14 protein-coding genes are annotated in these 14500 nt (G+C 43.8%); 8 read left to right on the forward strand and 6 right to left on the reverse strand.

The window, feature by feature from the left end; translation table 11 throughout:
* Positions 1-81 precede the first annotated feature (81 nt).
* Together nadB and nadA are read right to left on the reverse strand one after the other, a co-directional pair.
* Positions 82-1992 carry an L-aspartate oxidase gene (gene nadB, locus I3249_RS01225; protein ID WP_238068127.1) on the reverse strand — a complete coding sequence of 637 codons (1911 nt, stop codon included), beginning with the start codon at positions 1990-1992 and terminating at the stop codon, positions 82-84.
* A 70-nt stretch (positions 1993-2062) separates the two neighbouring features.
* Positions 2063-3172, reverse strand: a complete 1110-nt coding sequence (gene nadA, locus I3249_RS01230) for a quinolinate synthase NadA (protein WP_346268571.1) — start codon at positions 3170-3172, stop codon at positions 2063-2065.
* Positions 3173-3561: 389 nt separating this feature from the next.
* Between nadA and I3249_RS01235 the strand changes: the two genes are divergently transcribed.
* The 3 genes from I3249_RS01235 to I3249_RS01245 all read left to right on the forward strand — a co-directional run bounded on the left by I3249_RS01235 (position 3562) and on the right by I3249_RS01245 (position 6558).
* Positions 3562-4593 carry a hypothetical protein gene (locus I3249_RS01235; protein WP_238068129.1) on the forward strand — a complete coding sequence of 344 codons (1032 nt, stop codon included), beginning with the start codon at positions 3562-3564 and terminating at the stop codon, positions 4591-4593.
* A gap of 160 nt (positions 4594-4753) precedes the next feature.
* Positions 4754-5614 carry a carboxylating nicotinate-nucleotide diphosphorylase gene (gene nadC, locus I3249_RS01240; RefSeq protein ID WP_238068130.1) on the forward strand — a complete coding sequence of 287 codons (861 nt, stop codon included), beginning with the start codon at positions 4754-4756 and terminating at the stop codon, positions 5612-5614.
* Positions 5615-5916: 302 nt separating this feature from the next.
* Complete coding sequence (locus tag I3249_RS01245) at positions 5917-6558, forward strand: MarC family protein (protein WP_238068131.1); 642 nt, start codon at positions 5917-5919, stop codon at positions 6556-6558.
* A 149-nt stretch (positions 6559-6707) separates the two neighbouring features.
* Here I3249_RS01245 and I3249_RS01250 read toward each other — a convergent pair whose 3' ends face one another.
* Positions 6708-7310: a LysE/ArgO family amino acid transporter gene (locus I3249_RS01250; RefSeq protein ID WP_238068132.1), complete on the reverse strand. Its 603-nt coding sequence runs from the start codon at positions 7308-7310 to the stop codon at positions 6708-6710.
* Positions 7311-7476: 166 nt separating this feature from the next.
* Here I3249_RS01250 and I3249_RS01255 point away from each other — a divergent pair, with 166 nt between their 5' ends.
* The 3 genes from I3249_RS01255 to I3249_RS01265 all read left to right on the forward strand — a co-directional run bounded on the left by I3249_RS01255 (position 7477) and on the right by I3249_RS01265 (position 9658).
* On the forward strand, positions 7477-8205 hold the full coding sequence (locus I3249_RS01255; protein WP_238068246.1) for a hypothetical protein: 729 nt from the start codon (positions 7477-7479) through the stop codon (positions 8203-8205).
* Between the two features lie 174 nt (positions 8206-8379).
* Entirely contained in the window at positions 8380-9066 is a 687-nt protein-coding gene (locus tag I3249_RS01260; RefSeq protein WP_238068133.1) for a hypothetical protein, read from the forward strand.
* Between the two features lie 40 nt (positions 9067-9106).
* Positions 9107-9658 (forward strand): hypothetical protein, encoded by a 552-nt coding sequence (locus tag I3249_RS01265; RefSeq protein WP_238068134.1) that lies wholly within the window; start codon positions 9107-9109, stop codon positions 9656-9658.
* 155 nt (positions 9659-9813) lie between these two features.
* Here I3249_RS01265 and rluB read toward each other — a convergent pair whose 3' ends face one another.
* A complete protein-coding gene (rluB, locus tag I3249_RS01270; RefSeq protein ID WP_101206234.1) occupies positions 9814-10740 on the reverse strand; it encodes a 23S rRNA pseudouridine(2605) synthase RluB in 927 nt (308 codons plus the stop codon).
* 321 nt (positions 10741-11061) lie between these two features.
* On the opposite strand from rluB, the gene folD reads away from it, so the two are divergent.
* Both folD and I3249_RS01280 read left to right on the forward strand, forming a co-directional pair.
* Positions 11062-11940: a bifunctional methylenetetrahydrofolate dehydrogenase/methenyltetrahydrofolate cyclohydrolase FolD gene (gene folD, locus I3249_RS01275; RefSeq protein ID WP_238068135.1), complete on the forward strand. Its 879-nt coding sequence runs from the start codon at positions 11062-11064 to the stop codon at positions 11938-11940.
* Between the two features lie 99 nt (positions 11941-12039).
* Entirely contained in the window at positions 12040-12558 is a 519-nt protein-coding gene (locus I3249_RS01280; RefSeq protein ID WP_057759021.1) for a phosphate-starvation-inducible PsiE family protein, read from the forward strand.
* 80 nt (positions 12559-12638) lie between these two features.
* Here I3249_RS01280 and corA read toward each other — a convergent pair whose 3' ends face one another.
* Both corA and I3249_RS01290 read right to left on the reverse strand, forming a co-directional pair.
* Positions 12639-13853: a magnesium/cobalt transporter CorA gene (gene corA / locus I3249_RS01285; protein ID WP_238068136.1), complete on the reverse strand. Its 1215-nt coding sequence runs from the start codon at positions 13851-13853 to the stop codon at positions 12639-12641.
* 85 nt (positions 13854-13938) lie between these two features.
* Positions 13939-14328 (reverse strand): DUF2237 domain-containing protein, encoded by a 390-nt coding sequence (locus I3249_RS01290; RefSeq protein WP_238068138.1) that lies wholly within the window; start codon positions 14326-14328, stop codon positions 13939-13941.
* Between the last annotated feature and the right edge of the window lie 172 nt (positions 14329-14500).

The following is a 14500-nucleotide window of genomic DNA, read 5'->3' on the forward strand; positions in this document are numbered from 1 at the left end:
TGATAGCTTAAATGCTTCTTTAACTATAGTGTTAGATATCCTCTTGATGGGTTTGGCTATTATCTGTTATCTGTCGTAGGTTTAAATATGGTCAGTAACTGGCATCGGACAACGCTCATTTTCTATAATGTGAGAAAAGGAGCTAAGCGTAGTTTTTCTTAATGGCAGAATGATACTGGTTAAAGGCGTTTCAGCTAAGTTAGGATAATCCTCACGATAATGCCCACCGCGACTCTCAAAGCGCTGATAAGCCGATTGAACAATCATCGTTGCTAACTTTAATTGCCTAACCAATTGAAAAATGGCAAGCTCACTGTTAGTAGTAGGGGCTTTACTGCTCATATCAGATAGCATGGTTTTATTATGTTCGATTAACTCTTGCCACTGCTCAATTTGTCGCAATGCTTGCTCTAATTGTTTGGCACTACGTGTGATACCCATATTGGCTGTCAAAAGAGCTTTCAATGCTATAGTTATCTCTGCAATATCTACGTCAGAATGAAATGCTTTATCAGCCTTATAAGTTGGGAGTGATGACTGCTTAGAAGAGGGTAAGATAACAAATTGCGTGTTTTCTAATGTCGGATATCGCCAAATATCGGCAGCTAACTGATGCAATTCATAATAGGCAGTCGCATGTGGCTGTGCCATTTTTTCTAAAGATTCAGCCGTTTTCTCTAAAGCTTCTAAGTTCTTTAAGCGTTCCAATTTTGTTAAATAATGAGGTAAGTTGGCGCCGATGTTGCGACCAACTACCACACACTCCAACAATGAATTACTTGCTAAACGGTTGGCTCCATGCAGCCCTGTATAAGCAACTTCGCCTGCTGCATACAGCCCTGCAATATCGGTCAATCCATTGGCATCAGTCACCACGCCGCCACAACTATAGTGGGCAGTCGGAGCGACCGGAATAGGGTCTGTGGTCATATCGACGCCGAGTGCTAGCAGCGTCTGATAAATCTGCGGGAAATGCGCTTGTATAAATGTGGCTGGCAAGTGACTGACATCAAGATGTACGTAGCCAAGTCCGTTACTACTAATCTGATTGGCTATTGCTCGAGCGACGATATCGCGTGGCGCCAATTCAGCGCGCTCATCAACGTCTAGCATAAAGCGCGTACCAGTCTGTGGACAATAGAGTCGTCCACCTTCACCGCGTAACGCTTCAGATATCAAAAAGCTGCTGTCATCTAATGCTAGACCCGTTGGGTGAAATTGAATAAATTCTAAATTTGCTAAGCGGCAACCTGCCTGCCATGCCATCATGACGCCATCACCAACACAGACGTTAGGCGCGCTGGCACGCTTAAATAACTGACCTAAGCCACCACTAGCCAGTACAACAGCTGAACTATAAATGGTGAGTTGGCGCTCATTTACATGATCAAAGACCAGCGCCCCTCGGCAATGTCTAATATCGCTATCGTTCATGCTAAAAGAAGATCGGCTAATCATAGGTGAAGTCAGTAACTCTAATGCTTCATGATAAGGTAAAATAGTGATATTGGCTGCAGTCTGTGCTTTGATGGTTAAGGCATCCATCACGTGTCGCCCCGTTGCATCATCCGCATGAGCCACACGTCTACAGCCATGACCACCTTCTTTAGTCAAATGTAAGTCACTGGTTTTTAAGACTGCAAAATCAGGTGTATTATCATTTTCTTTAGTTAAAGTAGTTTGAGTAAATGGCACACCTTGCTCGCATAGCCACTGCACCGCTTGCTGTCCTGCACCCAAGATACGAGCAGTATTATTCGTCGCACACAACCCTGCACCAGCAATTAAGGTATCAGCGACATGATCAGTCACAGAGTCCGCCGTGTCTAAGCTAGCTGCGATACCACCTTGAGCGTAGTGACTTGAGCACATCTCAAGTGCGGCTTTGCTTAAAACAGTGATATTCAGCGATTTTGGCAGAGATAGCGCGGTGCTCAAGCCTGCCAGACCAGCCCCAATAATAAGAACATCAGTTTTTATAATATTACTCATATCACTGCAGCTCCTGTTATTTTTATAGCGAGTGGTGTTGGAACAATCAACTGAATGCGACTGACTCATGCTAGGCTGCCCCAACGTTAGCGAACAGCGCACGGTCTTTTACAATGTCGCCACTGGCGGCTACGCGTTGCTTTTGTGCTTCAGCAAAATCGAGCATCCGTTGTAATGGTTTTTTTGCTGCTACTGCTAGCTCAGGTGTCATGAGCACTTCACCGCTTTGATTGGTTAAGCACTGTTCAATCCCTTTTAAGCCGTTCATGGCCATCCAAGGACAAAACGCACAGCTCTTACAGCTTGCACTCTCACCAGCAGTTGGTGCGGCCAAGAATCGCTTGTTTGGTGAGCGTTTTTGCATCTCGTGCAATATGCCCAAATCAGTAGCGACGATAAAGGTATCAGCATCCATCTCATACGTTGATTGCAAAAGCTTGCTAGTCGAGCCGACCACATCAGCGAGTGCCACCACGCTATCAGGTGACTCAGGATGTACCAAGACTTTGGCCTCTGGATGTTCCTCTTTTAATTGCATTAGTTCAGTGGCTTTGAATTCGTTATGCACGAGGCAAGACCCTTGCCACAGCATCATATCTGCACCAGTCTCACGAGCGATGTATTTGCCTAAATGACGGTCAGGGCCCCAAATAATCGGCTCACCTTGGGCGTGTAAATGACGAACGATGTCGATACCGACAGATGAGGTGACCACCCAATCAGCTCTCGCTTTCACCGCGGCGCTGGTATTGGCGTAAACGACCACAGTACGTTCAGGATGAGCATCACAAAATGCTGAAAACTCGTCAGCAGGGCAGCCCAAATCAAGCGAGCATTCGGCTTCCAAATCTGGCATGAGTACAGTCTTTTCCATACTTAATATTTTTGCCGATTCACCCATGAAGCGCACACCAGCGACCACCAATGTTTGGGCGCTATGAGCTTGTCCAAACCGAGCCATTTCAAGCGAGTCACCGACGCAGCCACCGGTTGCCAATGCCAAGTCTTGTATAAAAGGGTCGACATAGTAGTGTGCTACCAGTACGGCATTATTCTCTTTTAGTAGCTTCTTGATATTTTCTTCAACCACGATGCGTTCAGCGCGAGGCAAGTCTGCTGGCATTTTAGCCTTGGCATATTCAATGTTCATCTGAGTGGCGATGCGATTGTCCGTACTCATGATAGGTGCGTCGTAAGGATATTTTTTCATAATGGCAGCCTTTATTGGTGCGATAACGATAAATGTAAGAGCTAAAAAATAGGTAATGGGGTATAACAAATTTATAAGTTATCTTGATTATGCTCATTTTGAGCATAATTACAAGTGGTTTTTATACTTAATAAGTCAAAATATTGGGTTTTATTGCTAAAAATGACGTGCAGTTAAGCCGTACTGAGCTTGAAAATGGTGCTAATTCATGCCCCTTATAACTATTTATCGATATTGATTTTTCATACTTACAACCACAGACTATGATAGTTTTAGATTCGAGCTATACTAAGCCATACCATAGCTATTAACCCCAATAGCCTTTCACGTTTCAGAGAAAAAGGATAATTCCCAAAGCCATGACGTTGTCTTATTCACATGCGCACCAGCAAGGTAGCGGCACGACAGAAGTGGTCGCCGTATTGGTCGCTATCACAGATCATATCGCGCGCGTTCTAACCGTTGACCAAGGTAAGCTGTTGCCAAATGGGCCACTTATGCCGCTACATCGCTCGTTACAAGCAGGTGTGCGTCAATGGGTAGAGGAGCAAACGCAGCAACCGCTTGGATATTTGGAGCAGTTATATACCTTTGTCGATACTAACAGGCGTAATATTGATGGCCATGCGTTGGTGTATGTGAGTTATTTAGGTTTGGTGCAAGAGATGCAAACGCAGGCACTCCAAAGCAAAGCACTCTGGCGAGATTGGTATGATTATTTCCCATGGGAAAATCATTTGGACGGTATGCCTAGTATTATTATGGACTTTATCGTGCCAGCACTACTCGAATGGGCCAATACTGCCAACGACTCGATTGTCCAACAGCGCAGGCGTCAGCGAGTTGGCCTGTGTTGGGGGCTGGACGAAGCGTTTTTGGCAAGTGGCAAACTCACTGACAGTCAATCATTCAACGAACACGATAATGAAAGTAGAGAATGGATTGCAGAGCATGTATTACTACGCTATGAGATGCTTTATGAAGCAGGACTGATACCTGAAGCTCCTAATTATCCGCCCAATTATCAGGCTGTTGCCTTGCCAGAGGACTGGTCACAACGCATAGGCGTACCCATGTATTACGATCACCGTCGCGTGATCGCTACTGCTATCTCAAGACTGCGCGCCAAGATTGAATATAGACCGCTTATTTTTGGTCTGATGCCAGACGTCTTTACCTTATCGCAGTTGCAGCAGAGTGTTGAGGCGTTATCAGGAGTGCGTTTGCACAAGCAAAACTTCCGTCGCTTGCTCGATTCACAAAACCTAGTGATGGAGACTGGGGAGAGTAGCACTGCTCAGCGCGGTCGTCCTGCCAAGTTATATCGCTTCCGCCATGATATTGAATTACAGAGTTTATTGATGGACAGCAAACTTCCTAAGCGCAAATAGTCATTTCAAGCCAGTCCGTTGTATCTCTAAATCGGTTTGTATCACGAAAAATTTGTCACCTTTCCTTGCAGGGTCGCTAACTTTACGCTATATTTATGCTCATTTTGAGTTTAAATGACGAGCAGTTTCTATCAATATCATGCCTAGATAAGGGTCAAAGATGACAATTGAAAAAGAGCCAGCATTGGATGACGTATTGCTCAAGCCATTGGTTGAGAATGCACTAACTGAAGATTTGGGTAGGCGTGGTGATGTAACGTCACAAGCTACTATCCCAGCAGATATGCAAGCGCAGCTACAGATCAAGGCGCGGCAAGCAGGCGTGATATGTGGTATCGATTTGGCACGTTTGTCTTTTGCCTTAGTCGATGCACAAATTGAGTTTATTGCACAAGTACAGGATGGCGAAACAGTAGAGGCTGGCGCAGTGTTAGCGACCGTAAAAGGTAACGCGCGTCACTTGTTGACAGCAGAACGCACGGCACTGAACTTTATGACCCATCTCAGCGGTATTGCGACAGCGACCCGTCAGATTGTCGATAGTGTGGCCCAATATCCTGCGCAGATTACTTGCACACGCAAGACCATTCCAGGCTTACGTATTGTACAAAAATACGCCGTACGCTGCGGCGGCGGACGCAACCATCGCTTGGGATTGGATGATGCGATTTTAATTAAAGACAATCATATCGCCATTGCTGGTGACATCAAAACAGCCATTCAGCAAGCACAGAAATTTGCTGGGCATCTGATTCCTATTGAGGTCGAAGTCGATACGCTAGAGCAATTAGAGCAAGCGCTTGATGCAGGTGTGAGTTTAGTGCTATTAGACAACATGTCGCCTGAAACATTGTCGCAAGCGGTTACTATGTGTCAGGGTCGCGCAAAGACTGAAGCCTCAGGTGGTATTACGCCTGAAACGGTACAAGCGGCGGCAAGTACAGGGGTTGATTTTATCGCGATTGGTTATTTGACGCACAGTACGACAGCCTTGGATATTGGGCTGGATTTTAGTGCATAAGTGCAGGCGTAATAAAGGCTAATATCATTATATACGCTAGATTTTAGCGAAAGGACTATCACCGAGTTAATAGAATGGCAATTTATACTGACAGCTTGTACTGATAATCGGTTAAATGCTTGTTTTTACACTGAAACTTTACTAAGGTGACATGTAGGCGTAACGGCGCAAAGTTAATGATTTTATTAGCTTATCTGCCTATGCTACAATGCTATTTTTAGTTGCCTATTGGGTCATCGTTGCACTCGCACGATGACCTTATCTTTTTGCACAAGCGGTATCAATAGACAAGCGAGCGCTCAGTGAATACTGAAATTATCAAGATTATCTTGGCCTTTGTGGTATTGATCAATCCATTTAGCGCATTGACGTTGTTTTTGGATTTAACGCGTGGTTATTCTATGAACAATCGACGCAAAGTTGCGCGCGTTGCTTGTCTGACCATTTTTATCACCATCAGCTTTTTTACGGTAGCAGGCGAAGTACTACTAAAAGCCCTTGGTATTTCTATTGGCTCGTTCCAATTGGCAGGCGGTATATTGGTGTTTTTAATTGCCCTAAATATGATGAATGGGGAGGGTAACCCTGTTAAACCTGATCAAGAGAACTTTGATGTTGATCATGTGAAAGATGCGCCAGTCTCGATGGCAGCTGCCGTAGTTCCCCTCGCTATTCCTATGATGATTGGTCCTGGCGGTATCTCTACTGTCATTATTTATTCTTCGCAGGTCTCTGGCGTTTTGCGAGTATCAGCGGTGCTAATTGCAGGTTTGCTAATCAGTCTGTTTTGCTATTTGGCATTGATGGCGGCAGGTCGTATCAGTCGCTTACTAGGCGATACTGGCTTGAATATCATGAGTCGAATCATGGGTATGCTATTGGCAGCCGTTTCTATCGAAATTATCGTTAATGGACTGCGTACGCTGTTTCCTAGCTTGATGTAAATGATCAATACAATATTATCGCTAACCATATATATTTATACAGTGGTTAGCGGATATCGACCTGATTCAGTATTATCCAATACGTCGTTTACTTAATATTCAGTTTATTCAACACTCAGCTTATCTATCATTTCTCAGTTATACCTCTATCAGCTTTGATACAAATGCCAAGCCAGATACAGCATCAGTAACCCTACTAAAGCATCCAGTATGTTCCATGCCTTAGGCTTCTCAAATAGAGGCCTGAGTAATCGCGCACCATACCCAAGTGCAAAGAAGAAAAAGAACGAAGCGCTAATTGCACCTGCGGCAAACGTCAATTTACTACTTGCACCTGTAGAGACCATGCCGACGAGTACCAATGTGTCTAGATAGACGTGCGGGTTTAACCAAGTAAAACCAAAGCATAGTAGTAAGGCTTTTTTTAAGCTAGTCACGACTTGTCCTTCAACAATCAAAGCGTGTGACACACGTATGCTGGCATACAAACTCTGTAAGCCGTACCCTAATAAAAATATAACACCTGCTATTTTTGCGATATCTATAACATGAGGATAGCGAGCCGTAACTGCACCAAAACCACCAACACCTGCTGAGATTAAAAACGCATCGCTCACCGCACAAAACAAGCAAACAAAAAATATGTGCTCGCGTTTGAGACCTTGTTTAAGTACAAAAGCGTTTTGGGAGCCAATAGCAATGATGAGAGATAACCCAAGTAGGAAACCAGAGATATAATCGGGAGCATTCATAATACGGTGCTTAACGGTTGGCGTGTAGGAATGGTGACATTTTGCTTACTGGCAGGCCAGCAAAAACCTGCTAAGATACGCTATTGAATGAATGTATGCAATATGCGCACAATGTGAGTGTAATAGACGAGGGGCAGAGCAAGTCATGGTAGTCAGTTTGACAAGAATGCTACAGTCATTTGGGCAAGCTCAAGATGACCTACCGACATTGGCAGCAAAGAATGCTCAGGAGATGAGTGTCAATCATGAACGGGATGCTGCTGCCAATAGTGATAGCAATCACGCAGTACAAGAGCGTTCTACACTAACTCCGCCTGAACGTGTAAACCGCATATGTGATGCGTTGGCACAAGTGAGTGATAGCCAATCATCCACGCCTTTGACCGATCGCTATCTGAGTAATCGTGCTCAAATGCGCCCAACCAATAGACCGCCTTTTGACCCAGATACTTTGTGGTATCTCAAACATGGACGTTGTCCGATTATGACTGAGCTTGTTGATGTGGTCGATGAAACCACCCTAAATGCCATGCCTATCGAAGCCGTTGCGATATTAGATCGTATCAACGGTAAGCTAAAGCGTTATCGTGAGTGGAGTAGTGAGCTAAACGAACAGCAACAGCAGCAACATAATGAGCGTCAGTTCGTCATCGACAAGCTAGTATCCGAAAGTATCCCTGAGGCATTGTATCATTATGAGCAGCTACAACGCTTCAGTCCGCATCGCACCAAAAATAACATGGTGCAGGGCAAGATGACGGCCGGTGATATGCTGACAGATTTGTTTTTAGAGATTGACTATGAGCTTGACGAACTATTGGATGAATTGCATCAGACAGTTTTGAACCGCCTTGCCTCAACCCACCGTTATGTTAAGAGCCGTACGCAAAGTTAAATTTTCTTTGATGATGTTTTTTTTGAATACTCGCAAAGGTTAAGTATTATCAAAAAACAAAATCGACCCAGTGCATAACAATATAGGGCTTTAATAGAGCCTTATTTTTTTGTTTAATAATAACAACCACAAAAAATCAGCCACGACATTCTGATAAGTAATAAGGACAATATAATGACCCAAATGACTGCAATGTTCGTAATGTTTGTTTTGTATGGGCTGTTGCCAGCGGCTGGATTATATCTAGGTTACCGTGGCATTAAAAAAGTCACAGCACCCAAAATGCTCGAATATAAGGCGATGCCGCAACTGGGTTATATACCTGAAAAAAGCCTACCTGTCGACGTTAAAACTGCTCTGGAGCAAATTAATACAAAGGGTGAAAAGTTGCGTGTCATGTATGGCGATACCAATAATGATGGCAAGATTGATGATAAGGATACCATCAACGAAACTTATATTATGATTCAAAACTTAATGGATAGGCACGTGCCACAAGCAGTGGCTGACTATCGCCGCTTGCACGATTTAGATGTGACGGATAGTGCGCTTGCTGATACTACCAAAATCAAACATTCTAATGTCACTGGCAAAGAAGCCTTGTTAGACGTGCTTAAGACAATTAACACACAGTTCGATGACCTACTCAACGCGTCATATCATCAAGATGGTCAAAAACTACTTGCAACCAATCGCTATCTCCAAAAACGTTTTGACAATCCTGCTAACAACACAGAGTTTCAAAAGCCCGATAGCAATGCCAGTAGTAATGCCAATAATAATGCTAGCAGTGATGTAAATATTCAAGCGATTGAAAGCCCAACTGGTGAAAATGTGAGTGCTAAAGACATTAAGCTGTAAATACAAAGTTGAACGGTGAAAGGGTAAAGAGCAAGCGTATATGAGTATCTTAATAGGCATTGGTATTGTAACGACCGTCACTACCTTTTATCTAGGTAGAAAAGGCTGGCAGGCTTTTCATAAAGCCGTCGGTATCTCACCTGGTGTGCTCACTTATCAGGATTATGATGCGCCCTTGTCATTAGCCACATTAAGCTTGCAGCAGTTAACGTTAAATAAACAGCACTTAAAAAACTTGTCAGAGCAACAACTACGCCAGTTAAAAGGTATCGATGAGAAAGTAAGCAGCTATCACGCTTATCAAGCAGCCCTACACGCTCAATATAAGACACCAGCGATAACAGAAGCACAGTTTGTATTAAGTAAAATGCTGCAAACACGGTTACCCGAGATGCTAGCTACTCACTATCAATTAACAAATATAAACGTCACTAATGAGAATAGCGAAAAGAGGTTAGAGGCTAGTGAGTTATTGCAGAGTGTTTTAGATAATATCGAACAGCGTTTGGATAGATTACTGGCACAAATGGACGAGGAGCAGCTACAAGAGCTGCGAGTCATGAAACACTATATTAATAGCCATGATAGCTGAGCCGCTATATCTATACTGAGCGACTGTGACCTCTGTAAACTGTGAAGCCTATAAAAAGACACAAAAAAAGCGGTCAATGACTATTTATCATTGACCGATTTTTTATGTTTATCCCAAATCTATTTAAGACTTAGAATAATGTTAAATCAATTTAACTAGCGCTTATCATTGCGATCACGGGTGTTGCGTGTACCGCGGCTGGCAGGGCTAGCGCTACTTTTAGGTTTCGCGCTGCTATTGCGGTTATCGCTACGAGTGTCAGTGCGACGCGCTTTAAGCGGCTTATTTCTAATACGTTCTTGCTTTTCTTTGGCTGCGCCATGTAGACCCGTGCCATAACGTGGACGCAAGCTGACCAAATCCGTCAACGTGTTGATTTCTTTTTTATCAAGCTCTAAGAAACGGCCAGTACGTAGCTCTTTTGGTAGAACAATCGTGCCATAGCGTGTACGTAGTAGACGACTAACTTTTAAACCTTGTGACTCAAATAAGCGACGTACTTCGCGGTTACGGCCTTCTTTTAGCTGGACGTGATACCACTTGTTGACGCCTTCGCCGCCGCCTTCTTTGATGTCTTCAAATTTTGCAAGGCCATCTTCTAGCATGACACCAGCGGTCAATGCACGAGCGATATCAGGCGTTACTTCACCCAATACACGTACCGCATATTCACGAGTAACTTCACCAGATGGATGCATCAAGCGATGCGCCATTTCGCCATCATTAGTAAATAACAATAGGCCAGTTGAGTTGATGTCCAAACGTCCAACCATTACCCAGCGGTCATGAGTCAGCTTTGGCAAACGTTCGAAGACAGTTGGGCGGCCTTCTGGATCTTTAGCAGAGCAAACTTCGCCTTCAGGCTTGTAGTAAGCGATAACACGGCGACGCTTCTCATTTTCAGAAGTGTATTTGATTTGACGGCCATCAACGCGAATCTCATCACCTTGCGAGACGCGATCACCAATGGTCGCAGGACCGTTATTAACCGTTACGCGGCCAGATTTGATGACTTCTTCCATTTGACGGCGTGAACCAAGTCCCATACGGGCGAGTGCTTTCTGTAATTTTTCGTCTTTCATCATAATATCCTTGAGTCGGTGGGTTACATTTCTCAATGTAAAAAATTGGATTGACTATTCTACGCTATTTTAACAAATTTAGCACGTAAACCAATACCTTACTGGTTAACGATGTATTCACCCATAAATACGTAATACTGTTTAATTCACTTATTATAAAAATTTATCAGTGAGTAGGCTTTATCTTACGCTAGGATTTTGTAGCGTACACAGGTACAATATTACTCTTAGTCAAAGATTGACGAAGCAAAGGACAGGCATGCAAAGTATTTGCGCGCGCTGTCTTTATTTTTTTATATCGTACCCTCTATTGGAGTTACTATGTCTACTGCCCAAGAATCCGCCACCATTTTGGACGGCAAAGCACTTGCCAAACAAATAGAACAGGATCTGCGCACGCGCGTAGATACGATTAAGGAAAAGACTGGCCGCACCCCAAGCTTAGCGACGATATTGGTTGGTGACGATCCAGCCTCTGCCACTTATGTTCGTATGAAAGGCAACGCCTGTAAGCGTGTTGGCATGGACTCTATACGCGTTGAGATGCCAAGTGTCACGACCACTGAGCAGCTCATGGCAAAGATAGATGAGTTAAATAGTAATCCAGATGTACACGGCATTTTGCTACAGCATCCGGTTCCTGAGCATATCGATGAGCGTGCTTGTTTTGAGCAGATTGACTTAGCAAAAGATGTCGATGGTGTGACTTGTCTTGGTTTTGGTCGTATGGCGATGCAGCAGTCAGCTTATGGCTCATGTACACCGCAGGGCATCATGCATTTGTTAGAGCATTATAATATCGAGCTATCAGGTAAAGAAGCCGTAGTCGTAGGACGTAGTGCTATCTTAGGTAAGCCAATGGCGATGATGCTATTAAATGCCAACTGTACCGTGACCATTTGTCATTCTAGAACTCAGGATTTGGCATCGCATATCAAGCGTGCTGATATCGTGGTTGGTGCAGTAGGTGTGCCTGAATTAATCAAAGCAGAGTGGATCAAAGCGGGCGCGGTCGTCATCGATGCAGGGTTCCATCCTACCGATGATGGCGGCGTGGGTGATATCGAGCTACAAGGCGTAGAGAATATCGCCAGTGCTTATACGCCAGTACCAGGCGGCGTTGGACCGATGACTATCAACACGCTTATTCGCCAAACGGTCGATGCTGCTGAAAAATCAGCGGGTTTGAATAAAGGCTAAAAAAATAGTCATACGAATACTGATTGCCGATATATAAGGGGCCTGAGGTAACATAGACTCAGGCTAAATCAACCACATTTCAGTTGATAGGACCTAAACATGGCTAAAAAAAACGTAGGTGTTCATGAGCGACTACAAAGTATTGGTAGAGAGTTTGTCGATGTCTGTCATTACGTTATTTTATTTCTAATCAGTGTGGTTGTCGTTTGGACTGCAGGTAAAGAGTTTATTTATATTGTCCAAAAGGGCTCAGCGGATCTAAAAGACATATTGATGTTATTTATTTACCTTGAGCTACTGGCTATGATAGGTATCTACTTTAAAACCCACCGACTGCCAGTACAGTTTTTGATATTTATTGCCATAACGGCCTTGTCACGACATTTGGTGGTTGATGTACAGGCAGTTTCAGACTATTTCCATTTATGGCTGCTAGCGACAATTTCCGTGGCCATCATGCTACTAAGCGGCTCTATTGTAATCTTGACTTGGACAGCAAAAACGTTTGGTCGCCCAGAAGACAATCTCGATAAACAACATGCAAACCTAACGGTTAAAGCATTGTTGCCTGATAATGCTCAAGCGCCTGATAGCCATACTAAGCATCGCCGTGAATAATTAGATAGCAATACAGAAAGATAGCAACATAAAAAAAGAGCGACCAGTGGTTGCTCTTTTTTTACGGATGGCATTTGGTATTACAACCATTTCAATCTTTTGAAGTTATAGTACAGATAGCTACATAAGGCGATAATAATGGCCATGATGACAAGGTAAGAGTATTTCCAATGCAGCTCAGGCATAAAATCAAAGTTCATGCCATAGATGCCAGCGATGGCTGTCGGCACTGCTAGAATACCTGCCCATGCAGCGAGCTTACGCACCACTTCATTCTGACCCATATTGACCATCGCCATATAGGTATTCATCACCACGCTCAGCATTTCATTGAGGCCATTAATAGCATCTAGTGAGTGCAACAGGTGATCGTTCACATCGCGAAAGTACGGCTTAGCGGCTTGAGAAAATCCAGAGACAATCTCACTTTTTTTATGATTGATAAAAAAGCTACAGATGTCTTGCACAGGTAAGATAATGGCGCGCATATGTACCAGTTGTGACTTTAGCTCGTAAAGGTTTTTTAGGGTACCTTTATCAAACTCATAGGTGAAGACTTTGTGCTCCTGCTCACGCAAATAGCGACCCAATCGGTCAGTGATGGGCATGTAGTTATCAACGATAAAATCGAGGATAGCGTGCAATACAAATATAGGCCCCATGCGTAACTTCTCAGGGCGACGATGGCAATGCTCACGTACTGGCGCATAAGAGTTTGACGGACCATTGCGAATTGTAATGAGGTAGTTTTTACCCATAAATATCGCAGTAGTACCATAACGGATGACATTGTCTTCGAGCTTGGCTGTACGTAGCACCACAAAGACCATATCATTATCGTAGTTTTCGACCTTAGCACGTTGATGATCAGCAAAGGCATCTTCAATCGCTAGCTCATGCAGGTCAAAGGCTTCTTTTACTTTGACCATGGTTTCTAAGCTTGGATCATATAGCCCAAGCCAAATAAATTGACCGTTGTTCCCTAGCGTACGACTCACATCGTTGAGCGCCACTCTATTAAGATTCTCACCTGTTTTACGTGAGTAAGCGTAGCAATTGACCACTTCGCCTGCGCTTGATGAGTCAATATCTTCATAGCGTTCAGAGTCAGGATCGTAGACCGTCATGGTCTCGATAGTGTCTTCAGTAGTGGCGTCCACATCACCATAGATATAACTATCATCATCGTCCAAATAGAGATGCTTGTCATTCATATTGGCATAGATATGATTCATATTGGAATCAGAAGCAATATGCGCCGTTTTTTTAATCAATTGATTATTATCATTTTCCATATACTTTCCTGTCATATAATAAAAAACTTCAATAATCCAAATATGCTGTGAACGCTGCTACGGTTTTATCGTGTGCCAATACTATCTATAGGGCATAGCTTTTTAGCGTATCGATATCTACCAATGTCAGCAGGCTCTCGTGACATGCTTCTAGTTTGATTTGCGGTGCGATATCAAAGTCCAATGCTTCAACCCAACGTAGCGCGCAGATGCACCAGTAGTCGCCAGGTTTGAGACCAGGGAAATTGTATTCAGGTAGTGGGGTAATCAGGTCGTTACCGCGACTGGCAGAGAAGTTTAAAAACTCGCTGGTCATCTTGGCGCAGACGGTATGTTGACCAACATCATGGTTGCCAGTATGGCAAAAACCATTGCGATAATAGCCAGTGATGGGATCGAAACAACAGCTGGCAAGTGCGGTGCCTAAGACATTGGTTTGGTTGATGGCAGGGTTTGGATGGTAATCAGATGACATAAGGCTTCCGAGATAAAAATATGTGTTAGTGTATCATGAGTCTGTGTTGATGACGCTGCCGTAATCGCGCTCATTATCTTATGGTTAACAAAAAATAAACCTCTCGGCTATTCGCCCAATATTGAGCCAAATACATCAATGATGACTGTTACATCTGCTAAGCTAATAAGCG

This window comes from Psychrobacter sp. Ps1, from assembly GCF_022129425.1.
Classification (GTDB): domain Bacteria; phylum Pseudomonadota; class Gammaproteobacteria; order Pseudomonadales; family Moraxellaceae; genus Psychrobacter.

What these genes read in the sequence shown, in the direction of transcription:
- I3249_RS01235 (WP_238068129.1), top strand. Translation starts at nt 3,562, where the DNA reads ATGACGTTGTCTTATTCACATGCGCACCAGCAAGGTAGCGGCACGACA.
- I3249_RS01255 (WP_238068246.1), top strand. Translation starts at nt 7,477, where the DNA reads ATGCTACAGTCATTTGGGCAAGCTCAAGATGACCTACCGACATTGGCA.
- nadC (WP_238068130.1), top strand. Translation starts at nt 4,754, where the DNA reads ATGACAATTGAAAAAGAGCCAGCATTGGATGACGTATTGCTCAAGCCA.
- nadB (WP_238068127.1), bottom strand. Translation starts at nt 1,992, where the DNA reads ATGAGTAATATTATAAAAACTGATGTTCTTATTATTGGGGCTGGTCTG.
- nadA (WP_346268571.1), bottom strand. Translation starts at nt 3,172, where the DNA reads ATGAGTACGGACAATCGCATCGCCACTCAGATGAACATTGAATATGCC.
- folD (WP_238068135.1), top strand. Translation starts at nt 11,062, where the DNA reads ATGTCTACTGCCCAAGAATCCGCCACCATTTTGGACGGCAAAGCACTT.
- rluB (WP_101206234.1), bottom strand. Translation starts at nt 10,740, where the DNA reads ATGAAAGACGAAAAATTACAGAAAGCACTCGCCCGTATGGGACTTGGT.
- I3249_RS01290 (WP_238068138.1), bottom strand. Translation starts at nt 14,328, where the DNA reads ATGTCATCTGATTACCATCCAAACCCTGCCATCAACCAAACCAATGTC.
- corA (WP_238068136.1), bottom strand. Translation starts at nt 13,853, where the DNA reads ATGGAAAATGATAATAATCAATTGATTAAAAAAACGGCGCATATTGCT.
- I3249_RS01265 (WP_238068134.1), top strand. Translation starts at nt 9,107, where the DNA reads ATGAGTATCTTAATAGGCATTGGTATTGTAACGACCGTCACTACCTTT.
- I3249_RS01260 (WP_238068133.1), top strand. Translation starts at nt 8,380, where the DNA reads ATGACCCAAATGACTGCAATGTTCGTAATGTTTGTTTTGTATGGGCTG.
- I3249_RS01280 (WP_057759021.1), top strand. Translation starts at nt 12,040, where the DNA reads ATGGCTAAAAAAAACGTAGGTGTTCATGAGCGACTACAAAGTATTGGT.
- I3249_RS01250 (WP_238068132.1), bottom strand. Translation starts at nt 7,310, where the DNA reads ATGAATGCTCCCGATTATATCTCTGGTTTCCTACTTGGGTTATCTCTC.